This is a genomic window from Nocardiopsis oceani (assembly GCF_054777395.1).
This window is the reverse complement of sequence record NZ_BAAHAR010000015.1, coordinates 79,749-101,643: the sequence shown is the minus strand read 5'-3', so window position 1 is coordinate 101,643 and position 21,895 is coordinate 79,749. Positions and strand designations below refer to the sequence as shown.

Here is a 21,895-nt window from a genome sequence, read left to right as displayed (position 1 = left end):
ACCAACAGTAGCCGTTCGTTCCATGATCACTTCATGTCATCACTGGCTGGATGGGCGCGGACGGCGAGTGCTGTACTTCACATGACCGCCCCATTAACGAGGGGCCGCCCGAGATCGGCGTGACCAGACCGCACTGCGCAGGACGAGGACGAGCATGGAATTCGTGAGGCCATCCACACTGGTGGAGGCCCTAGAGGCCAGGAGCGCCCACCCCGACGGCGTGCCCATCATGGGCGGTACCGACGTGATGGTGGAGCTGAACTTCGACAAGAGTCGGCCTTCGGCGCTGATCGACTTGACCGGGGTCCCGGAACTGACCGAGTGGGGTGTGGACGGCGACCACACGCGGTTGGGCGCGGGGGTCCCCTACACCCGGATCATCGAGCACCTTTCGGGGAAGGCGCCCGCGCTGGCCAAGGCCTCGCGGTCGGTGGCATCCCCCCAGATCCGCAACCGCGGCACGGTCGGCGGGAACCTGGGCGGGGCCTCCCCCGCCGGTGAGTCCCACCCGCCGCTGCTGGCCACGGACGCCGAGATCGAGCTCGCGTCGGTCCGCGGCACGCGCCGGGTGCGGGCCCGCGACTTCTACCTGTCCCTGCGCACAACCGCCCTGCGCGACGACGAGCTGATCACCGCGATCCTGCTGCCCAACGCGACCGGCCCGCAGCAGTTCGCCAAGATCGGTACCCGCAACGCCATGGTGATCGCGGTGACCTCCTTCTGCCTGGCGCTGGACACCGAGAAGCGGAGGGTGGGGACGGGCGTGGGTTCGGCCGGGCCGACCCCGCTGCGCGCCGAAGCCGCCGAGGAGTTCTTGGAGGCCGAGTTCGACTGGGAGGACGGGCGCCCGCTCTCGGAGGCGGTAGTCCGCCGCTTCGGCGATCTCGTGGCCGCCGCCGCCCGTCCCATCGACGACCAGCGCGGTAGCGCCGACTACCGCAAGCACGCCCTGTCGGTCATGGCTCGCCGAGCGCTGAGCTGGTCCGTCACCGACTACCGGAAGGGGTCCACGCGATGCGCGTGAATTTCAACGTCAACGGCGAGGACGTCACCGCCGACAACGTGTGGCCGGGCGAGAGCCTGCTGTACGTACTGCGTGAGCGTCTGGGACTGCCCGGCAGCAAGAACGCCTGTGAGCAGGGTGAGTGCGGCTCGTGCACGGTCTACTTCGACGGGGTGACCGCCTGTTCGTGCATGATCGCCGCAGGGCAGGCCGAGGGGCACGAGGTGCGCACCGTCGAGGGCCTGGCCGAGGGCGCGGGCAAGGGCAGCGACCGGAAGCTGGGCGTGGTCCAGGAGGCGTTCGTCGAAGCGGGCGCCGTGCAGTGCGGGTTCTGCACTCCGGGTCTGCTGGTGCAGACCGACGACCTGCTGGAGCGCACGGTGGGCGCGGGCGAGGGCGCGCCGGCCGACTCGGAGATCCGTGAGGCTCTGGCGGGCAACCTGTGCCGCTGCACCGGGTACGAGAAGATCATCGACGCCGTGCACCTTGCCGCGGAGCGGCGCGCGGAAGCCGGGAGCCAAGCATGAGCCGGTCCGTAGTCATCGAGGGCGCCCACGTCGTGACCGTGGACGGCCCGGAGTACGCCGACGGCCACGTCGTGGTGCGTGACGGCCGGATCACCGCGGTGGGGTCCGGTCCCGCGCCCAGCGTCGAGGGCCCGGTCGAGCGGGTGGACGGTCGCGGCTGCGTGGCCACACCGGGGCTGGTCAACTCGCACAACCACCTCTACCAGTGGGCGACCCAGGGTCTGTTCGCGGACGGCACGCTGTTCGAGTGGCTGGTGGGCTCCTACGAGATCTGGCACCGGCTCGACGCCGGCGTGGTCTCGGGGACGACCTCCGCGGGGATGGCCCACTTGGCGCTGGCCGGTTGCACGACCGCCTCGGACCACCACTACATCTACCCCTCCGGCCGCGGTGACATCGCCGCCGCCGAGGTCGAGGCCGCCCGGGAGGTCGGGATCCGACTGGACCTGGCCCGCGGGTCGATGGACCGGGGCCACAGTCAGGGCGGTCTGCCGCCGGACAGCGTGGTCGAGACGCTGGAGGGCGCGCTGGCGGCCACCGGCGCTGCGGTCGACGCCCACCACGACTCGTCCTTCGACTCGATGACCCGGATCGCGGTGGCCCCGTGCTCGCCGTTCTCGGTCTCGCGCGAGCTCATGGTCCAAGGCGCCGAGTTGGCCCGGGAGAAGGGCGTGCGGCTGCACACCCACCTGGCCGAGACGGTCGAGGAGGAGCAGCAGTGCCTGGACGAGTTCGGCTGCACCCCCGTGGAGTACGCCGAGAAGCTCGGCTGGCTCGGTGAGGACGTGTGGTTCGCGCACGCAGTGCACCTGTCGGACACCGCGATCTCCCGGATCGCCGCGACCGGTACCGGAATCGCGCACTGCCCGACCTCCAACGCCCGGCTGGGCGCGGGGATCTGCCGGGTGACCGAGCTCCTCGACGCCGGGGCCCGGGTGGGGCTGGGCGTGGACGGCCCGGCCTCCAGTGAGCTGTCCACGATGGCCGGGGAAATGCACCAGGCGCTGCTGATGGCGCGTGCCCGCAAGGGCCCGCAGGCGCTCAGCGCCCGTCAGTCGCTGGAGCTGGCCACCCTGGGCGGTGCCCGGGTACTGGGCCGCGACGCCGAGTTGGGCTCCCTGTCGGTGGGCAAGGTCGGAGACGTCGCCCTGTGGCGCGTGGACGGCTTCGGCTACGACGTGATCGCCGACCCGGTGGTGGCGCTGACCTTCGGACCCACCCCGCCCTTGGAGCGGCTCCTGGTCGGTGGCGACACCGTCGTCGACCGCGGTGAGCTGCGCACCCTGTCCGCCGAGACCGCCGCCGCGCGGGGTCGCGCGGCGCACCGAATTCTCATGCAGGAGGCGAGCCGCTGATGAAGGCCACCACAGACAGCGTGACCACGGACCTGTCCAGCACCACCCGGGACGGGCTGGGCGCCAGCCCGCGCCGCCCCGACGGGACGCTGAAGGTCACCGGCGAGTTCGCCTACTCGTCGGACCTGTGGATGGAGGACATGCTGTGGGGTGCGACCCTGCGCAGTCCCCACCCGCACGCCAAGATCCTGGGCATCGACATCACCGAGGCCCTGAAGGTCGCCGGTGTGTCGGCGGTGCTCACACACGAGGACGTGCCCGGCGAGAAGCGCTACGGCCTGGAGTTCCAGGACCAGCCCGTGCTCGCCTACGACAAGGTGCGCTACAAGGGTGAGGCGGTGGCCGTGGTGGCCGCCGACCACCCCGAGACGGCGCGCCGGGCGATGGAGCGCATCAAGGTCGACTACGAGGTCCTGGACCCGGTCAGCGACTCGCGGCGGGCCGCGCACGACCCCGAGTACCCGCTGGTCCACGAGGAGGGAACCCTCGAGATCCACGAGGAGTACCACCAGGCCGGCAACCGGGTGCGCCACCAGCCGATCCGGACGGGCGACTTCGCCGGGGTGGCGGGGTCGGAGGAGGGCCAGAGGGAGGTGCTCGAGCGCCTGCGCGCCGGGGCCGACGCGGTGGCCACCACCGAGTACGAGGTGGGCATGCAGGACCAGGCCTTCCTCGGCCCCGAGTCGGGGATGGCGGTGCCCGCCGAGGACGGCGGTGTGGACCTGTACGTGGCCACGCAGTGGTTGCACGTGGACCAGAAGCAGATCGGCCCGGCCCTGGGGCTGCCCCAGGACAAGGTGCGCCTGACCCTGGCGGGTGTGGGCGGCGCCTTCGGTGCCCGCGAGGACCTGTCGATGCAGATCCACGCGTGCATGCTGGCGCTGCACACCGGCAAGCCGGTCAAGTTCGTGTACAACCGCGAGGAGTCCTTCTTCGGGCACGTGCACCGGCACCCGGCCAAGATGCGCTACGAGCACGGCGCCAAGGCCGACGGGACGCTGCTGTACGCGACGGCGGAGATCATCGTGGACGGCGGCGCGTACGCGTCGGCGACCCCCGCGGTGGTGGGTGTGGCCTCGTCGCTGGGCGTCGGCCCCTACGAGGTGCCCCACGTGTTGGTGGACGCCTACGGCGTGTACACCACCAACCCGCCGTGCGGCGCGATGCGCGGTTTCGGCGCGGTGCAGGCCTGTTTCGCCTACGAGTCGCAGATGGACAAGCTCGCGGAGCAGCTGGGGATGCACCCGGTCGACGTGCGGTTGAAGAACGCCATGGCACAGGGGTCGCGGATCATCACCGGCCAGGAGATCGACATGCCGCTGCCGATGGCGGAGATGTTGGAGCGGTGCCGTGACCTTCCGATGCCGGTGGAGCGCACCGAGCTGGCGGACCCGACCGACCAGCGCACCCTGCCGGGCGGCGTGGCCGGGACCACCCGCGGTGAGGGCGTGGTGCGGGGTGTCGGCTACGGGTTGGGCCTCAAGAACCTGTGCTTCTCGGAGGGTTTCGACGACTACTCCACGGCCCGGGTCCGCTTGGAGGTCGTGGGCGGTGAGCCGGTGGTGCTGGTGCACACGGCCGCCGCCGAGGTCGGCCAGGGGCTGGTGACGGTCAAGGGCCAGATCGCGCGGTCCGAACTGGGCGTGGAGAAGGTGGTCATCGCACCTTCGGACACGCAGGTGGGTTCGGCCGGTTCCTCCTCGGCCTCCCGGCAGTCGTACATGACCGGCGGCGCGGTGAAAATGGCCTGCGAGTCGGTGCGCGCCTCGGTGTTCGCGCTGGCCCGTGAACGGGGCATCGTCCCGGACGCGATCCCCGACTCCGACCTGTCGATGAGCGGCGGCAAGGTGGTGTCGGAGACCGCGGGGGCCCTGGTGTCCCTGGCCGACCTGCTCGGCGACTCCACGGAGTCGGGCACCGTGATCGAGGAGACCCGCGAGCACCACCACCGGCCGACGGAGATGCTCGACCCCACGCGGGGCCAGGGCATGTCCCACACCCAGTTCGGGATGTGCGTGCACCGCGCGGTGGTGGACGTGGACGTCGACCTGGGCCTGGTGAAGGTGGTGGCCCTGGACGCGGTCCAGGACGTGGGCAAGGTGCTCCACCCGCAGCAGCTGGCCGGGCAGATCCAGGGTGGTTCCACCCAGGGCCTGGGACTGGCGCTGATGGAGGAGATCCAGGTCAAGGACAGTGTGATGCGCAACCCGTCCTTCACCGACTATCTGATCCCGACCATCCTGGACACCCCGCCGATGCGCATCGACGTTCTCGAGCGACCCGACCCGCACGCCCCGTACGGGCTGCGAGGCGCGGGCGAGCCGCCGACGCTGTCGTCGACCCCGGCCATCGTGGCCGCTGTGCGCGACGCGACCAAGCGCCCGCTGACGCACGCGCCGGTGCGGCCCGAGGACATCGTGGGCATCGACCTGTGACCGCTCGCTGACGTTTCTACATCCGTCAACGAATCGCACCATTCCTGGGCGAAAGTCCCGTACCCGGCCCCGAAGAACTGGGTCATGGGTTCACGCTTCGCAGCGGACTGCCCGGCAAGGCCCGGTCTTATGCCCGCTCCACGTGCAGTTTTCCGTCTCCGAGCCGCTCCCGACGACGCCAGGCCCAAGACCCGGATAGAAAGGCGTGTTTCACCTGCCGCCGCAGGATGTGGGCGCCCGACCGCTTGACTCTCACCGGCCAGACAACCAACAACTTAACAGTCCACACAGACAGGCGCAGAGATTCACTGAAATCCACCTATGCACACGCCAACAGCACGCAACCCCTGACCCCGGCGTTTAGCGCGGAGGGGCGGCGCGCGGGCCGCGCAAGCTCCCACGAGGGCAGTGCGAGCACCCGCCGTCCCTCCCCCGAGTCCACCCGCCCCGGATCACCGACGCCCTCGGCCCCGGGGCGGGTGCCCAGGACAGCGTCGTCCTGGCCTACCCACGTTTGACTACGCAAAGTAGCAAACCCCCCACACACGGTGCTTTATTGCCGTGCTCATATCCCTCCAGGAGGGGACGTGACCAAACTCAACGACACCGGCTCGCGGCCGGAACCGCGCACCGGTACGGATCGATCCTGGCTCGACCGCTTCTTCTTCATCAGCGAGCGGAACTCCACCCTCGGGCAGGAGGTCCGCGGCGGCCTGACCACCTTCATGGCGATGGCCTACATCATCGTCCTGAACCCGATCATCCTCAGCAGCGTGCCGGACGTGAACGGCGACTTCCTGTCGCCCGGCCAGCTGACCACCATGACCGCCCTGGCCGCCGGGCTGACCACGATCATGATGGGTGTGATCGGCCGCGCACCCATCGCCTGCGCGGCAGCACTCGGCGTCATGGCGGTGGTCGCCTACCAGGCGGCGCCCGCGATGGCCTGGTCCGAGGTGATGGGCCTGGTCGTCTGGCAGGGCATCGCCATCATCATGATGGTCGTCACCGGGGTGCGCACCGCGGTGATGAACGCGCTCCCGCACAACCTCAAACTGGCCATCGGCGTCGGTATCGGCATGTTCGTGTCGCTGATCGGCCTGTCCAACGCCGGTTTCGTCAGCGGCGGCGACGGCGACAGCCTGCTGCAGATCGGCGCCGCCGGGGACGAGGGCAACCTGCTGGGTTGGCCGGTGCTGGTGTTCGTGTGCGGGCTGATCCTGGCCGGTGTGCTCTTGGCCCGCGGGGTGTCCGGCGCCATCTTCTACGGCATCATCGGCGCCACCGCCCTCGCGGTGTTCGTGCACTACGTGACGGGACTGGACGCCGACGACTGGGGTGGCGGCGTCCCCGAGCTGCCCGCCAGCCCGGTGGCCACTCCCGACTTCGGGCTGCTGTTCCAGGTGGACATGTTCGGCGCCTGGACGACCGCCGGCCCCACCACGGCAGGGGTCATCCTGTTCACCTTGGTGCTGGCCGGGTTCTTCGACGCGGTGGGCACCATCCTGGCCATCGGGAACAAGGCCAACCTCGCCGACGAGAAGGGGCAGATGCCGCGCGTCAACCAGATCCTGGTCACCGACGGCGCCGGGGCCGTGGCGGGCGGTCTGACCAGCTCCTCGGCCACGCTCGTGTTCGTCGAGTCCACCGCCGGGGTGAGCGAGGGGGCCCGGACGGGACTGGCCAGCGTAGTCACCGGTCTGCTCTTCCTCACCGCGATCGTCTTCGCACCGGTATTCTCCATCGTCCCCGCGCAGGCGGCATCGGTGGCGATGGTGTTGGTCGGCGCGATGATGATGACCCAGGTCAAGGCGATCGACTGGTCTGACATCACGGTATCGGTCCCGGCCTTCCTGACCATCGCCATCATGCCGTTCGCCTACGACATCGCCAGCGGCATCGGGATCGGGATCATCGCCCACACGGTGCTGAAGTCAGCCCAGGGCCGGTTCGGCGAGGTCGGCTGGCTGATGTGGGTCCTCAGCGGGGTGTTCACCTTCCACTTCGCGATGCACGCGCTCGGGTTGTAGGGGTGTAGGCCGACGGCGGCCCGCAGAGCAGAGCGCCCAGGTCCGGGCCGCCGCCAACGGACGGCGGCGGCCCGGACCCGTTGGGTCTCCCTCTTGAGTGCGGACACCTCCGGACTGGAGGGCCAACTGCTACCGGCCCCGCCGAAACGACACGGCGGTGGACAGAACCTGCCGGGCGCGGTGGCGGGCGACAGGCAGGACGGGGATGCCAGGTTTTTGACAGGGCGCGCTGGGCCACCTAAGTTGTCAGCGTCAACTTCAGTCGCCTCTCCGGGAAGCCGCCATGGACAGCCGCGTCAACGGCACACCCACGCCCGTTCCAGACGAACCCGAACTCAGCTCCGCCGAACACCTGCGCGAGCGGCTCGGGCTCACTGGCACTAAGATCGCCTGCGGCTCCGGGGTGTGCGGCGCCTGCACGATCCTGGTGGACAGCGCCCCCACCGCCTCCTGCCTCCTGCCCTCCGGCCACCTGACCGGGCGCACGGTCACCACCGTCGAAGGGCTGAACGGGGACCACCCCGTGCAGCGCGCCTTCGCCGCGCACGACGGACTCCAATGCGGCTACTGCACACCCGGCTTCGTCGTGGAGGCCTCCGTGTTCGTGGACGCCTGGCGCGCCGAGCACGGCGACGTCCGCCCCGGACGCGACACCGTTGCCGATGCCCTGGCCGGCCACCTGTGCCGGTGCGGCGCCTACGAGGGGATCTTCTCGGCCGTGGCCGCCGCCTGCGCCGGTGAGTTCGACACCGAACCCGACCGGGACCCACCGCGCTCGGACGCCCCGGCCAAGGTCACCGGGGCCGCGCGGTTCAGCGGCGACGTGACCGCCCCCGGCACCTGGGAAGGGGTGATCGTGCGCTCCACCGTTCCCCACGCCCGTGTCCTCGACGTGCGTCTCGCGGCGTCAGACGGTGAGACGCCCGTCCTGGTCGACCTCCTCGGCGAGGACCGCACCGTGCGCTACGTCGGTCAGCCGATCGCCGCCGTGGCCGGGCCGACGGCGGCGGCCGCGCGCGAGCTCGCCGAAGCCGTGGTGGTGGACCACGACCTCCTGCCCGCCGCGGTCGACCCCGAAGCCGCTCAGGACCCTGGCTCCCCCGCCGTCTACCCCACCCGCGCCGAGCGCGCCGCCGCTCCCGCCTACGGGGAGGCGCCCACCCCGCCGGCCCCCTGGAACGGCAACGTGCGCGGCCCGGGGGTGGTGAGCTGGCGCGGCCCCACCGCGGTCTCCAGGCTGCGCGCCGCCCACCGCCGCAAAGACTCCCTCCTGGTCGCACAGGAGTACACCACCGCCACCCAGGTCCACAGCTCCCTGGAACCGCACGTGAGCGTGGCCTCCTGGGTTGACGGCGACCTGTACCTGCACGTGTCCACCCAGTCGGTGAGCAAGATCGCGGACAAGGCCGCCAAGCGCTGGGGCCTGCCTCGGGAGCGGGTGCACGTGGTGACCGAGTACGTGGGCGGCGCTTTCGGCGCCAAGAACGGGATCACCGCCGACGTCGAGGCCGCCGTGGAGCTGGCCCTGCGGGTCGGTGTTCCTGTGCGGGTGTCTCTGGACCGGGCCGAGGAACTGACTGATGCCGGGCACCGGCCCGGTAACCGGACCCGGGTGGCGCTGCTGGCCGGGCGCGGCGGCGAGTTGCGGGCGCTGAGCGTGGACTCGTACGGCGACGGCGGGGTGTCGGTGGGCTCCAACGTCGCCGCCCTGGCGGCGCTGATGTACGGACGCTCGCCCCGGCGGCTGCGCGATTTCGACGTGGTGACCCACCGCCCCCCGGGTGCACCCATGCGCGGCCCCGGCGGCCCGCCCATGGCGTGGGCCCTGGAGCAGGCCGTGGACACCATGGCCGTGCGGCTGGGCGAGGACCCGCTGTCGCTGCGTCAGCGCTGGGACGGCAACCCCAAGCGGCGGGCCCTGTACGAACGGGTCGCCGACCTGCCGCTGTGGCGGGACCGCCCGCGTGGCGAGCGCTCGGGCCGGTACCGGCGCGGGGTGGGCCTGGCCGCGGCGGGCTGGCCGTACCTGCTCGCTCCCCAGGCGCAGGTGGAGCTCGTGGTGGAGGGCGGATCGCTGGTGGTGCGCTCGGCCACCCAGGACATCGGCACCGGGATCCGGAGCGTGCTCGGTGACGTGGTCGCCGACCGGCTCGGGGTGAGCACGGCGGACCTGCGGGTGGAGATCGGGCAGAGCGCCTCGGTGCACGGCACGGGCTCCTACGGTAGCCGCACCACCGCCTCCATGGGTCCGGCCGCCGCCGACGCCGCCGACCGGCTGCGCGAGGGCCTGCGCGAGCACGCACCGGAGGTGCCCGCCAGCGGGCCGATCCCCGAGCACACGTTCAAGGAGGCGCTGAGCGCCGCCGACGGGCTGAGCGTGGTCGGGGAACGGGCCTTGGACAGGTGGGGGCAGCTGAGTCCGAGCATGGCCGACGACTTCGCGCTCGGGCGCGGCATGAGCGGCGCCGTCCACGTGATGGAGGTGGAGGTCGACACCCTGCTCGGGCGGGTGCAGCCCACCCGCTGTTGGGCGGGGATCGCCGCCGGGCGGATCTACTCCGAACGGCTGGCCCGCAACCAGTGCGAGGGCGCCGTGGTCCAGGGCGTGGGGTATGCGCTGTTCGAGGAGCGGCGCGACGATCCCGCCTCGGGCGTGGTGCTCAGCGACAACCTGGAGGACTACCGGATCCCGGGGTTGGGCGACGTGCCCGAGACCGAGGTGTACTTCCACGAGGAGGGGTTCGAGCACGCGCGCGGCGGCGGGATCGGCCTCGGGGAGGTGTCGGTCGTGGGTGTGGCGGCGGCGTTGGGCAACGCCGTGTACGACGCCACCGGTTGGCGCCCGCACGACCTGCCCATCCGCCCGGACCGACTGATCGGAGGCCCGCGTTGACCACCACACGCCCCACGAACGTGGGAGAGGTGACCCAGGACCTGGCCCGGAGCGGGGCGCGCCTGCGCGCCGGCGGCACCGACCTGACCACCTGCTTGGAGGCGGGCGTGGTCGCGCCCGGCCCCCTCGTCGACCTGCTCGACGTGCCGGATCTGCGCATCACGAGCTGGTCGAAGGACGGGACCTCCCGTATCGGCGCGATGACCAGTGTCGGCGAGCTGAGCGCCGACCCTCGCCTCGCCTCCGCCTATCCGGGGCTGGCCGCCACGGCCGACGGGCTGGCCACGCCGCAGATCCGGGGTACGGCCACGGTGGGCGGCAACCTGCTCCAGCGCAACCGCTGCTCCTACCTGCGCAACCCGGCGTTCGACTGCTTCCAGACCGGCGGTGACGCGTGCCCGGCGCGCTCCGGTGACCACCTGCGCGGCGTGGTGGTGGACCAGGGCCCCTGCGTGGCCCCGCACCCCTCGTCGCTGGCGGTGGCTCTGCTGGCGTACGACGCCACGGTCCAGGTCTACAACGGGCGGGTGTACGAGCTGGGGGTGGCGGATCTCTACGACGGCGCCGATCCGACCCGGGACCACGTGTTGGCCCCGGGGTCGCTGGTGGTGTCGGTGGCCCTGCCCGCGCCGGTTCCCGGTGAGCGCGCCGCCTACCTGCGCGCGACCGGGCGGTCCCGGGCGGAGTGGCCGCTGGTGGAGGCGGTGGTCAGCTTGGCGTGCGCCGATGGCGGCACCGGGCCGGTGACCGGGGCCGCGGTCGCGGTGGGCGGAGTGGCCCGTACCCCGTTGCGGCTGCCCGGTGTGGAGGCGGCCCTGGTCGGGTCGGTACCCGGCCGTGTGACCGGGCCGAGGGTCGCGGGGGCGCTGGAGGACCTCGCTGACCAGTGCTCCCCGCTGCCTGCCACCGGGTACAAGGTCCCCTTGCTCCAGGCGACCGTCCAGGGTGTAATCGAAAGGGCATTGGACGTTCCGGGCCGGTAAGGACTCGGAGCAGGGTCGGGTGGGCCGCCGTGGCGTGGCGGCCCACCCTTGTGTCGGCTCCCATGGCACGAGCCCATAGTCGGCACCGGGCCCGCGGCCCGCATATGGCTGGCGGTGTGCGCTCAGCCGCGCAGGTAGGCCCGGTGGGCCAGTTCGCGGCACACGACCGGGAAGTCCATCCCCGCGGCGGCGGCCGCCATCGGGAACGTGGAGGTCTCGGTCAGGCCGGGGGCGACGTTGGTCTCCAGGAAGATGACCTCGCCGTTCGGATCGACGATGAGGTCGGTCCGGGAGAAGTCGCGCAGCCCCAGGGTCCGGTGGGCGGTCAGGGCCACCTCGGTCGCGGTCGCGACCGCCTCGTCGTCCAGCCGGGCCGGGCAGAAGAACTCGGTGCGCCCCGCAGTGTAACGGGCGGCGTAGTCGTAGACGCCGCCGTCCGGCACGATCTCCACCGGCGGGAGGGCGACGGGCCCCTCGCCGGTGTCGAGCACACCGACCGCCAGCTCGGTGCCCTGGACCTGTTCCTCCACGAGTGCGGAGTCGCTGTAGGCGAAGCAGGAGACCAGGGCCGCCGACAGGTCGTTCACCGAGGCGACCGGGGTGGCGCCGAAGGCGGAGCCGCCGCGGTCGGGCTTGACGAACAGCGGCAGGCCGAGCCGGTCGGCGAGCCGGTCCAGCAGCGCCGGGGCGCCCAGGTCGTGGAAGGCCGACTTGGGCAGAGTGGCGCCGCGCGGCACCCGTGCGCCCTTCTCGGCAAGCAGGGCCTTGGCGGCGGGCTTGGTGTAGGCCAGGCGGCAGGCGTCGGGGCGGGCTCCCACATAGGGCGCCCCGACCAGTTCCAGGACCTCGCGGATCGCCCCGTCCTCGCCCGCGGACCCGTGCAGGACGGGGAAGACCACCTGGGGCGGGTCGGCGGCGAGTCGGTCCAACAGGCCGGAGTCGACGTCGGCGACCTGTACCTCGACGCCGAGTCGGCGCAGGGCTTCGGCGACGCTGCGGCCGGAGTGGACGCTCACCTCGTGTTCGGGGGACAGGCCCCCGGCGAGGACGAGAACCCGGTCAAGGTCAGCCACGGCGCGGACCTCCTTCTCTGCTGCTGTCATGGTGGTGCCCTTACGCGGCGGGGTCAGGGCAGGTCAGGGGTGGGTGCCTGGCTGCCTTCGGTGGGCGGGGAGGACGCGGCGCCGAACGTGTCGCGCAGGTCGATCTCGCCCTCGATCGCTCCGACGAGGCGGCGTACGCCCTCGCGGATCTGATCTGGGGTGGGGTAGCAGAAGCTCAGGCGCATGCTGTCGCGGCCGCGGTCGTCGGCGTAGAAACCGGTACCGGGTACGTAGGCCACCCGCTCGTTGACCGCGCGGGGGAGCATGGCCTTGGCGTCGATGCCCGCGGGGAGGGTGGCCCACACGAAGAACCCGCCCTCGGGTTTGGTCCACGTGCACCCGGCGGGCATCAGCGCCTCCAGGGAGCTGAGCATCGCGTCCCGGCGCTCGCTGTACATCGTGTTGAACACCTTGATCTGTTCCTGCCACGGGAAGGTGTTCAGGTAGCGGCGGACCACGAGCTGGTTGAACGTGGAGTGGCTCAGCATCGCCGACTCCGCGGCCAGGACCAGTTTGGCGCGTACCGCCGCCGGGGCCAGGGCCCAGCCGATGCGCAGGCCCGGGGAGAGGGTCTTGGAGAGCGACCCGAGGTAGATGACGTTGCCGCTGCCCTGCGAGTACAGGGTGGGCTGCGGGTCGCCGTCGTAGCGGAGCAGGCCGTAGGGGTTGTCCTCCAGTACGAGCACGTCGTGGCGCTCGCAGATCTCCATGACCCGGGCGCGGCGCTCGGCCGTCATGGTGATGCCGGCCGGGTTCTGGAAGTTGGGGATCGTGTAGAAGAACTTGACGGTGCGCCCGGCCTTGGCCGCTTCGGTGAGCGAGCGGTCCAGCTCCTCGGGGATGACGCCCTGGTCGTCCATGCCCACGTGCCGGATATCGGCTTGGAAGGCGGCGAAGGTGTTGATCGCGGTGACGTAGGTGGGGGCCTCGGTCAGCACGATGTCGCCGGGGTCGACGAACACGCGCGTAATGAGGTCCAGGGCCTGTTGGGAGCCGACCGTGACGATGACGTCGTCGGGACTGGCCTGGACGCCCTCCAAAGTCATGTAGTCGCAGATCTGCTCCCGCAGGACGGGGTCGCCCTGCGCAGAGCCGTACTGCAGGGCGACAGCGCCCTCTTCGGAGACGACCTCCTTGACCAGGTCGCCGATCTGCTCCAGCGGGAGCGCGGAGACGTTGGGCATACCTCCGGCGAGGGAGACGATCTCCGGCCGGGAGGCGACCGCGAAGAGTGCCCTGACCTCCGATGCGACCATGCCCTGTGCTCGGACCGCGTAGCGGCCGACGTGCGGGTCGACACGCGAACCCTGTTGGCTGGGCTGCTGCTCTCGGTGGTCAGCGGACACGATCCACCTCCGAAGGAAGGACGGTCTTTGGGGACGTCGGGACGGGCCGATCCGGGGATCAACATTGATTCCTGGTTCGACGCCTCGTCGGGCCCCTTGGTTCACCGGGTTACGCGACGGCTGGGCCGTGTGTGCACCCCGGTGCGGCGTTCGGGTTGTGTGAACCGAGTACCTACGCGGTTCAGGAAATGCCCCGAGTGTAGCCCAGTACGGGTCGAACACGTTCGAGCAGGGCTTTCCCGCACCCGTACGACCCCCGCGGGGCGCGGCCGGTCCCGGTTCCTCACCGGGCACGGTACCCAGGGACGTGTTCCGACTCACACGCGGATGACCGGACCATGACGCACTTTTCACCCGGCAGCGGTACGGCCCGGCGGTGTCCACACCGCCGGGCCGTACCGTTTAGTGCGCGGTGGCCCTGGGGGTTCCCCCGATTCCCTCAGGGCCCTAGGGTGCGCTCCGAGGATGCCGCCCTAGCCCGTCGACGCGTCCGCACCGCCCCCCTCACCCCCCTCAAGGCTCGAAGGGCACGGACGTGCCCCGCACCGGTGAACAGCCGCCGTGCCCTCTCTTGCCCGGAGGCCGCCCACCGGTGGGCGGGCCGCGCGGAATCTAGTTGATCCCATCCGCGCGAAGGGAGCAACGGTTGCAACAGGTTGCGAGTCAATTACTAAGGGCATTCAGCCGCGTCCGAAGTGCGAGCTTGGTCCCTCAGGACCCGCACACCGGGCGCCAGGGAACCGGGCAACAGGTCCAGGGGCGACTCGGGGCGGACGACGTGCACGCGCACCTCGTCGGCGAAGCGGTAGGGGCGGCTCTCGATCACCCCGCCCAGGTTGCGCCGTATCCGAGAGAGTTCGGCCCGTACCGTCACCACGTGTTTGTCGGAGCCGAACACGTCACGGGAGAGCTCGGCACCGGAGCGCCCGTCGCGGTGCACGGCCAGAAGCAGAAGCAGCTCGGCGTGGCGCGGGGACAGGTGCTGGACCCACTCGCCGCTGTCACCGGCCACCGACAGTGAGGGTGCGCCGGCCCGGGTCAGGTCCAGGGTGATGGTGGAGGGCGAGGAATGTTTCTCGGGTTGGGGGCGGACCAGCCAACCGCCCGGCAGTGGTTCCAGCGCGCACTCGCCCAGTGCCGGAAGCCAGGCCGTCCCGCCCTCGCAGTGTTTGGGAAGCAGCACCCGCCGCACCGGCTCCATGTGGGCGGCGGCCGCCGTCCACCCAGCGTCGTCCACGACCAAGGCGGGCCGGTCGAGCCCCGCCAGGATCGGCGCGGCCACCGAGCGGAGCCGTTCCAGGTGGGTGTGGTGGATCCCTTGGAGGTGGGCCTCGGCCAATTGGGCCACAGCACTGACCAGGGCCAGGGTGGAGGGATGGACGGTGGAGACCGGGCCGGTGACGTCGATGGCACCCAGCAGGCGCCCGTCGCGGGGGTCGTGCACGGGGGCGCAAGCGCACGTGAGGGCGTGCAGGTTCCGGACGTAGTGCTCCGCGGAGTAGACCTGGACCGGTCGGCCCACCACGAGCGCGGTTCCGATGGCGTTGGTTCCGGTGCTGCCCTCGTTCCAGTAGGCGCCCTCGACCAGGCCGACCCGGTCACCGATCGAGCGGATCCGGTGGGAACCCTCCCGCCAGAGCACCTGTCCCGTGGCGTCGGTCACGAGCATGATGTGCTCGGCGTCCTCGGCCACCGACACCAGGGAGCGGCGGATCAGTGGGAGGACCTCCGCGATCGGGGAGGCGGCGCGGTTGCGTTGGAGCTCGTCGAGCCGGGCCAGCTTGCGTGGCGGTGCGCTGTCCGGGTCGATGCCGAAGCGGCGCATCCGCCCCCAGGAGTCCTCGATCACGGGGCGCAGCGGAGCGGGCGTCGGCCGTCCGGTGAGCAGCGCTTCGTGGACACGGCGGAGCAGGATCGCGTGTTCACGCGGGTCCACCCCGGAGGGCAGGGCCGTGTCCAACGGAGGAAACGTCATGCAGCCCCCCAGTCCTCGTGTTCGTCAGGGAGTTCCCAAGTTTCCTGGTTCAGCCCCGGCTGGGCCAACAGAACCGGGATACACACGAGATTCGGAAGGACTTTCGGTTGTCCGCTTCCGTTTCCTGTGGGACTGCCGGTACGCCGACCGCTCCCTAGCCCTCGGCGGAGTGGCGGGTGAGGGCGAACCACAGCCGCATGCGTTGTTCGGCGTCGGACAGGTCCACGGCCAGGTCCCGCTCGATGCGGCCGATCCGGTAGCGGACGCTGTTGCGGTGAACGCCGAGGTCGACCGCGGCCCGGTCCCAGTTGCCGTGCCGGGCGATCCAGGTGCGCAGCGTCGCGCGCAGGGTGCGGGCCGCTTCGGTGTCCTGGACCAGCGGCCCCAGCAGCTCCCGGCTGAGATCGTCGGCCTCAGCGGGGTCCATGAGCGCCGCGAACGGGTCGGCGTCCTCGTCTGAGAGCAGCGGCGCGCCCACGGCACGGGCACGGACCAGCAGCGCGGCCGCTCTCCGGTCGGCGCCGGGGAGTCCGTCCGAGTGCACCGGTGGGCTGAGCGCCGCAACCCAGCCGTGGGAGCGCAACAGGTCCATGTGCTCGCGGTGGGTCCCCTCACTCCGGCCCGCGAGGACCGCGCGCACGGCGGGAACACCGCCGGCTCCCGCACCGCCCCGGGGTTCCGGTGCGGTGTCGACCAGCGGGGTACCCAGGGGAAGATCCCCGGCCGCGGTGTGGCGGCCTAGGGGAAGAGGGCTGGCCCGCAGGACCCGATAAGCGCCGCGCCCCTTCTTTCCGGCACGGGTGCCGGGGGCGGGGATGCCGGCGAGTTCGGCGAGCAGGGGCTCCGTCCGCTCGTCGAGGCCTCCGTCGAGGACGAGTCCGGTCAGCAGCCGCCCGGGGACGGGCGGTTCTTCGTCGGCCGTGCGGGACAGCAGGTCGAGCAGGGCGGTGGCGGTGCGCAGGACGGCCCGGTCGGTGATTCCCAGGGGCTCGGGGCGGCCCACGAGGACCACGCCCCGTTCCTCCGGTGGCTGGCCCACCGTGTGCAGGAAGACCTCGTCCGCACCGCTGGGCGCCTTGGCGCTGCGCGGACCGGAGGGAGCGACGAGCTTGGTGAGCAGGGAACGCACTTCGGCGCCGAGGTCCGCGGGCGCCCCGGGTGTGCGGTGCGCGGCTGCGGCGGGGTCGGAGGGCTCCAGCGCGGCCCAGCCGTCGAGGGAGTCAGCCAGCACCGCCAGAACGCGCGCCTCGGGCGCGGCCGCGGTGACCGCGCGGGCCAAGGCCTGGTGGGACTCGCCCAGACGGCGCACGTCGCGCAGGTGGCGTTCCTCCAGCTCCTCCCCGACGGCGCGGCTGACCGCGGCGAAGGCGGTGACCCTGGGTACCGCCACGAGTGGCAGGCCCTGGGCGTGGCACTGCTCGACGAGGCGTTCGGGGACGGTCTCGTACACCGGCGCCTCGCCGAAGCCGACGGCGCTGACCCCGGCCTGGACCAAGGAGCGCACGTAGTCGCGTACGCCCGCCGCCGTGTCGGGCAGGTTGACCCCGGCGGTGAGCAGGAGTTCGCCGCCGCGCAGGTACGTGGCGGGTTCGACCATCTCGCTGGCCACGGACCAGGTGATGGCCGGATCGCCCGCGTCGACCACGGTGGTCAGGGCGAGGTCGCGGCGGCCGAGCACCACGCTCAGGGGTACGTCGTGGCTGTCCGTTCCGCCTGAGCTGTCGGCCATGTCCCCCCCTTCCGCTTCCCTGGTGCGCGCACTCCCCCGGTGCGTTTCCCGAACCTTGCCTACACGAGAACACCGGCGCACCCGGTAGATGATTCGCCCAAAGGCCGGTGCGAACTTGTGCGATTCGGCCACTGGAGTGGAGCTTACCGGCTGCTTACGCTGGCCGAAGCACTGTGACCTGCGTCAACGTCGCCGCGGACCGTGTGCCTCATTCCCCGTCTCGCAAGGAGCGTCATGGCCATCGACCTCGTGGTGATCGCCGCTTATCTCCTGGGTATGGTCGGCCTCGGCTGGTGGGGCATGCGCCGCGCCAAGAGCCGGTCCGACTACCTCGTGGCCGGACGCAGCCTGGGCCCGGTGATGTACTCCGGCACCATGGCCGCCATCGTCTTGGGCGGCGCCTCCACCGTCGGCGGGATCGGCCTGGGCTACACCCACGGCATCTCGGGGGCCTGGCTGGTGATCGCCATCGGCACCGGCATCCTGACCCTGCACCTGTTCTTCGCCAAGCGCATCTCCCGGCTGCGCGTCTACACCGTCGCCGAGATGATCGACCTTCGCTACGGCGGCAACTCCCGGGTCGTGTCGGGCCTGGTCATGTGGGGTTACACCTTCATGTTGACGGTGCCCTCCACCCTGGCCTTCTCCACCATCTTCAGCGGCATGTTCGAGCTGCCCCGCGTGGTGGCGATCATCCTGGGCGGTTCCATCGTGGTGCTCTACTCCACGATGGGCGGCATGTGGTCGGTGACCATGACCGACATGGCCCAGTTCGCCATCAAGACCCTCGGACTCCTGCTCATCCTGACCCCCGTCGCCGTGTGGACCGCCGGCGGATTCTCCGGGATGCGGGAGACCCTAGACCCCTCCTACTTCGACCCCGTCGCCATCGGCGGGCAGACCATCCTGACCTACTTCGTCATCTACTCGCTGGGCCTGCTCATCGGCCAGGACATCTGGCAGCGCGTCTTCACCGGCCGCAACCCCAAGGTGGCCAAGGCTGGCGGGATCGGCGCCGGCCTGTACTGCCTGGTCTACGGCGTCTGCGGGGCCCTCATCGGCACCGCCGCGGCCGTGCTCTTCCCGAACCTGGCCAACCCCGACGACTCGTTCACCATGATGGTGGACGCCACCCTTCCGGTGGGCATCGCCGGACTGGTGATCGCCGCCGCCCTGTCCGCGGTGATGTCGACCGCCAGCGGCGCGCTCATCGCCTGCTCCACCGTGACCTCCACCGACCTGTGGCCCGAGGTCAAGCGCCTGTTCGGCCGCGAGACCAAGCCCGAGGACAACACCGAGAAGGACGAGGTCGCCGCCAACCGGGTCTTCACACTGGTACTGGGCCTGGCCACCATCGGTGTGGCCCTGGCGGTGGACAACGTGGTCGCGGCACTGACCGTCGCCTACAACATCCTGGTCGGCGGGCTGCTCGTGGCCATCCTCGGCGGGCTGGTGTGGCGCCGAGGCACCCGCGCCGGCGCGCTGGCCTCCATGTTCGCCGGTTCACTGGCGGTGATCGTCACCATGGTGCTGACCGACATCCTGGCCAACGAGCCGATCTACGTGGGCCTGGGCACCGCCCTTGCGGTCTACGTCGTCGTCAGCCTTTCGACCAAGCCCACCGACCCCGCGGTCCTGGAGACCTGGCGGCGCCGCCTGCGCGGTGAGGACGCCGAGCAGCAGCCCGCCGATGAACGGGAGACCCCCGCCGGGGGCACGACGCCTGCGGACGCGGCTCCCGTAGGCGCCGCGGACGCGTACTCCCCCACCACCCACCGGCACAAGCCATAGCCGCCGACAGCGCCGACCAACCGGTTTCCGCACCGACGACAGGAGAAACAACCAGATGACCACCCCGATCGGACCCACCGACTCCAGCCTCGTCCCGCGCTTCGCGGGCCCGGCGACCTTCGCCCGGCTCCCCCGCATCGACCAGGTCGAGCGCGCCGACGTCGCCGTGATCGGGGTCCCCTTCGACACCGGTGTCTCTTACCGGCCCGGGGCCCGGTTCGGCCCCTCCGCGATCCGCGAGGCCAGCCGTCTGCTCCGCCCCTACCATCCGGGTCTGGACGTGGCCCCGTTCGAACGCCTCCAGGTGGTCGACGGCGGCGACATCGCCGTGAACCCCTACTCGGTCGGGGACGCGGTGGAGACGCTGGACCAGGGTGCCTCGACGTTCGTCGACGCGGGGACCCAGTTGGTCACGCTCGGCGGCGACCACACGATCGCCCTGCCGCTGCTGCGTTCGCTGTACCGCAAGCACGGCCCGATCGCCATGCTGCACTTCGACGCCCACCTGGACACCTGGGACACCTACTTCGGGGAGCCCTACACGCACGGCACCCCGTTCCGCCGGGCCGTGGAGGAGGGCATCCTCGACACCGAGGCGATCGCCCACGTGGGCACCCGCGGCCCGCTGTACGGCAAGCGCGACCTGGAGGACGACCGCCGTTTCGGGTTCGGCATCGTCACCGCCGGCGACGTCCTGCGCAAGGGCGTGGACGAGATCGCCGACGCTCTGCGCCAGCGCATCGGAAACCGGCCGCTGTACGTGTCCGTGGACATCGACGTCCTGGACCCGGCGCACGCCCCCGGGACCGGAACCCCGGAAGCGGGCGGCATCACCAGCCGCGAACTGCTGGAGATCCTGCGCGGCCTGGCCGACCTGAACCTGGTGGGCGCCGACGTGGTGGAGGTCGCGCCCGCCTACGACCACGCCCAGATCACCTCGACGGCCGCCTCGCACGTGGCCTACGACCTGGTCAGCCTGCTGGCCCTGAACCACCAGAAGAAGACGGGGAACTAGATGGGTGGGAGCGCACCGCGCAACGGCGGTGACCTGGTGACCGAGACTCTGACCGCGCTGGGGGCCGGGGTGGCCTTCGGTATCCCGGGCCAGCACGCGCTGGGGCTGTTCGACGCGCTGCGGCGCGCGCCGGAGCTGCGGTTCGTGTCGAGCCGGGTGGAGAACAACGCAGCCTTCGCCGCCGACGGCCACGCGCGCCTGACCGGTGAGGTCACTCCGCTGCTGGTCTCCACCGGTCCCGGTGCGCTGCTCACCTTGGCGTCGTTGCAGGAGTCCCGAGCGGCAAGCGCCCCGGTGCTGGTGATCAGCAGCCAGATCCCGCGGGCGGGTCTGGGCGGCGGCCGCCACGGCTACCTGCACGAGCTGCCGGAGCAGTCGACGAGTTTCACCAACGTCACCAAGTCGGCCGTCACGGTCCGGCACACCTCGCAGATCCCCTCCGCGCTGGCCGAGGCCTGGCGGACCGCCGCCGAGGCGCCCGCGGGCCCGGTGCTGGTGGAGATCCCGCAGGACGTGCTGTTGGAGCCGACCGTCATCCCGCCGGTCCAGGACGTGGACCCCGATCCCGCTCCGCTCGTTCCGCGCGCGGAGCTGATCGACGAGGCCGCGCGCCTGTTGGACGGCGCTCAGCGGCCGGTGGTCCTCGCGGGCGGCGGGGTGAGCCGCTCAGGCGGGCGCAAGGCCCTGCGGGAGCTGGCCGAGGCGCTCCAGGCGCCGGTGGCCACCACCTTCGGCGGCAAGGACGCCTTCCCGTGGGACCACCCGCTCTCGCTCCAGTCGTGGCTCGAGGACCGGTACACCACCGAGTACCTGGAGGGCGCCGACCTGCTCCTGGTCGTGGGTTCGGGGCTGGGCGAGCTGTCCAGCAACTACCACACGCTCGCTCCGAAGGGCCGTGTGGTGCAGGTCGAGGCCGACCTCGGCAAGCTCGAGTCCAATGTCCCGGCGCTGGGGATCCACGGTGACGCCGCGCTGGCCCTGGACGCCCTGGCCCGGCGGGTGGAGAGCCGCCCCGAGGCCCCCGGCGTGGTGGCGGAGGTCGCCGAGGTGCGGGCCAAGGTGGCCGAGCGGCTGGCCGGTCAAAACCTGGCCGCCGAGCAGGACGTGCTGGCCGCCGTGCGCGCGGCGCTGCCCGGCGATGCTCCGAGCTTCTGGGACATGACGGTGCTGGCCTACTGGGCGTGGTCGGCCTGGGACCCGCGCGACGGCCAGGCGCACTCCGCGCAGGGTTCGGGCGGCCTGGGGTACGGCTTCCCCGCCGCCCTCGGCGCGGCCGCCACGGGGCGCGGTCCCGTGTTGGCGGTCTCCGGTGACGGCGGCGCCATGTACTCGATCGCGGAGCTGGCCACCGCCCGCCAGCACGACCTGGACGTGACCTGGCTGATCGTCGACGACGGCGGCTACGGCATCCTGCGCGAGTACATGGAGGGCGCCTTCGGCGAGGCCACCCACACCGAGCTCGCCCGCCCGGACTTCGTGGCGCTGGCCGCCTCCTTCGGGGTCCCGGCGAAGGCCACAACCCCTGAGCGGGTCGAGCAGGACCTGGCAGCGGCCCTGGCCCAGCCGGGTCCGAGCGTGGTCGTGCTGCCGATGCACGTGGGGCTTTTCGCCCCGACCCACCTGGACGGCTGAACGCCCACGTTCCCAGCCTTCCTTTCCGGGGGCGCGCGTCAACGGCGCCGCGCGCCCCCGTTCCCTCCCCTCTTCCCT

The 21,895-nt window shown here is 71.5% G+C and carries 14 protein-coding genes; 10 read left to right on the top strand and 4 right to left on the bottom strand.

Going from position 1 to position 21,895, the window contains the following annotated elements; all coding sequences use genetic code 11:
- The first annotated feature begins 154 nt into the window (after positions 1-154).
- The 7 genes from ACYVDG_RS10920 (at position 155) to ACYVDG_RS10890 (ending at position 11,226) form a co-directional block, all read left to right on the top strand.
- Positions 155-1,024, top strand: a complete 870-nt coding sequence (locus ACYVDG_RS10920; protein ID WP_460749105.1) for an FAD binding domain-containing protein — start codon at positions 155-157, stop codon at positions 1,022-1,024.
- A complete protein-coding gene (locus tag ACYVDG_RS10915) occupies positions 1,015-1,530 on the top strand; it encodes a (2Fe-2S)-binding protein (RefSeq protein WP_460749102.1) in 516 nt (171 codons plus the stop codon). The genes ACYVDG_RS10920 and ACYVDG_RS10915 overlap by 10 nt, the downstream gene beginning before the upstream one ends.
- Positions 1,527-2,885: an 8-oxoguanine deaminase gene (locus ACYVDG_RS10910; protein WP_460749100.1), complete on the top strand. Its 1,359-nt coding sequence runs from the start codon at positions 1,527-1,529 to the stop codon at positions 2,883-2,885. The genes ACYVDG_RS10915 and ACYVDG_RS10910 overlap by 4 nt, the downstream gene beginning before the upstream one ends.
- The gene (locus tag ACYVDG_RS10905) at positions 2,885-5,320 is read left to right on the top strand and encodes a xanthine dehydrogenase family protein molybdopterin-binding subunit (RefSeq protein ID WP_460749098.1); all 2,436 of its coding nucleotides are present in this window, start codon (positions 2,885-2,887) and stop codon (positions 5,318-5,320) included. The genes ACYVDG_RS10910 and ACYVDG_RS10905 overlap by 1 nt, the downstream gene beginning before the upstream one ends.
- A 587-nt stretch (positions 5,321-5,907) precedes the next feature.
- Entirely contained in the window at positions 5,908-7,350 is a 1,443-nt protein-coding gene (locus ACYVDG_RS10900) for an NCS2 family permease (protein WP_460749096.1), read from the top strand.
- 283 nt (positions 7,351-7,633) lie between these two features.
- Positions 7,634-10,243 carry a molybdopterin-dependent oxidoreductase gene (locus tag ACYVDG_RS10895; RefSeq protein ID WP_460749093.1) on the top strand — a complete coding sequence of 870 codons (2,610 nt, stop codon included), beginning with the start codon at positions 7,634-7,636 and terminating at the stop codon, positions 10,241-10,243.
- On the top strand, positions 10,240-11,226 hold the full coding sequence (locus ACYVDG_RS10890; protein ID WP_460749091.1) for an FAD binding domain-containing protein: 987 nt from the start codon (positions 10,240-10,242) through the stop codon (positions 11,224-11,226). The genes ACYVDG_RS10895 and ACYVDG_RS10890 overlap by 4 nt, the downstream gene beginning before the upstream one ends.
- 122 nt (positions 11,227-11,348) lie before the next feature.
- Here ACYVDG_RS10890 and ACYVDG_RS10885 read toward each other — a convergent pair whose 3' ends face one another.
- The 4 genes from ACYVDG_RS10885 to ACYVDG_RS10870 all read right to left on the bottom strand — a co-directional run bounded on the left by ACYVDG_RS10885 (position 11,349) and on the right by ACYVDG_RS10870 (position 17,379).
- Positions 11,349-12,299, bottom strand: a complete 951-nt coding sequence (locus ACYVDG_RS10885) for a D-alanine--D-alanine ligase family protein (protein ID WP_460749189.1) — start codon at positions 12,297-12,299, stop codon at positions 11,349-11,351.
- Between the two features lie 53 nt (positions 12,300-12,352).
- Complete coding sequence (locus ACYVDG_RS10880; protein WP_460749187.1) at positions 12,353-13,585, bottom strand: aminotransferase-like domain-containing protein; 1,233 nt, start codon at positions 13,583-13,585, stop codon at positions 12,353-12,355.
- A 760-nt stretch (positions 13,586-14,345) separates the two neighbouring features.
- Complete coding sequence (locus ACYVDG_RS10875; protein ID WP_460749088.1) at positions 14,346-15,650, bottom strand: GAF domain-containing protein; 1,305 nt, start codon at positions 15,648-15,650, stop codon at positions 14,346-14,348.
- Between the two features lie 154 nt (positions 15,651-15,804).
- Entirely contained in the window at positions 15,805-17,379 is a 1,575-nt protein-coding gene (locus tag ACYVDG_RS10870; RefSeq protein WP_460749086.1) for a PucR family transcriptional regulator, read from the bottom strand.
- 234 nt (positions 17,380-17,613) lie between these two features.
- On the opposite strand from ACYVDG_RS10870, the gene ACYVDG_RS10865 reads away from it, so the two are divergent.
- The 3 genes from ACYVDG_RS10865 to ACYVDG_RS10855 are packed head-to-tail and all read left to right on the top strand — an operon-like array spanning position 17,614 to position 21,817.
- Positions 17,614-19,170 (top strand): sodium:solute symporter family protein, encoded by a 1,557-nt coding sequence (locus ACYVDG_RS10865; RefSeq protein WP_460749083.1) that lies wholly within the window; start codon positions 17,614-17,616, stop codon positions 19,168-19,170.
- Positions 19,171-19,225: 55 nt separating this feature from the next.
- Positions 19,226-20,185 carry an agmatinase gene (gene speB, locus ACYVDG_RS10860; protein WP_460749080.1) on the top strand — a complete coding sequence of 320 codons (960 nt, stop codon included), beginning with the start codon at positions 19,226-19,228 and terminating at the stop codon, positions 20,183-20,185.
- Positions 20,186-21,817 carry a thiamine pyrophosphate-binding protein gene (locus ACYVDG_RS10855; RefSeq protein ID WP_460749077.1) on the top strand — a complete coding sequence of 544 codons (1,632 nt, stop codon included), beginning with the start codon at positions 20,186-20,188 and terminating at the stop codon, positions 21,815-21,817. It abuts the gene before it with no gap.
- The last annotated feature ends 78 nt before the right edge of the window (positions 21,818-21,895 follow it).

Bases quoted from the DNA above. Each gene is read 5' to 3' on its own strand.
- speB (WP_460749080.1), top strand. From the start codon at position 19,226: ATGACCACCCCGATCGGACCCACCGACTCCAGCCTCGTCCCGCGCTTC.
- ACYVDG_RS10910 (WP_460749100.1), top strand. From the start codon at position 1,527: ATGAGCCGGTCCGTAGTCATCGAGGGCGCCCACGTCGTGACCGTGGAC.
- ACYVDG_RS10855 (WP_460749077.1), top strand. From the start codon at position 20,186: ATGGGTGGGAGCGCACCGCGCAACGGCGGTGACCTGGTGACCGAGACT.
- ACYVDG_RS10915 (WP_460749102.1), top strand. From the start codon at position 1,015: ATGCGCGTGAATTTCAACGTCAACGGCGAGGACGTCACCGCCGACAAC.
- ACYVDG_RS10920 (WP_460749105.1), top strand. From the start codon at position 155: ATGGAATTCGTGAGGCCATCCACACTGGTGGAGGCCCTAGAGGCCAGG.
- ACYVDG_RS10870 (WP_460749086.1), bottom strand. From the start codon at position 17,379: ATGGCCGACAGCTCAGGCGGAACGGACAGCCACGACGTACCCCTGAGC.
- ACYVDG_RS10875 (WP_460749088.1), bottom strand. From the start codon at position 15,650: ATGACGTTTCCTCCGTTGGACACGGCCCTGCCCTCCGGGGTGGACCCG.
- ACYVDG_RS10865 (WP_460749083.1), top strand. From the start codon at position 17,614: ATGGCCATCGACCTCGTGGTGATCGCCGCTTATCTCCTGGGTATGGTC.
- ACYVDG_RS10880 (WP_460749187.1), bottom strand. From the start codon at position 13,585: ATGGTCGCATCGGAGGTCAGGGCACTCTTCGCGGTCGCCTCCCGGCCG.
- ACYVDG_RS10895 (WP_460749093.1), top strand. From the start codon at position 7,634: ATGGACAGCCGCGTCAACGGCACACCCACGCCCGTTCCAGACGAACCC.
- ACYVDG_RS10905 (WP_460749098.1), top strand. From the start codon at position 2,885: ATGAAGGCCACCACAGACAGCGTGACCACGGACCTGTCCAGCACCACC.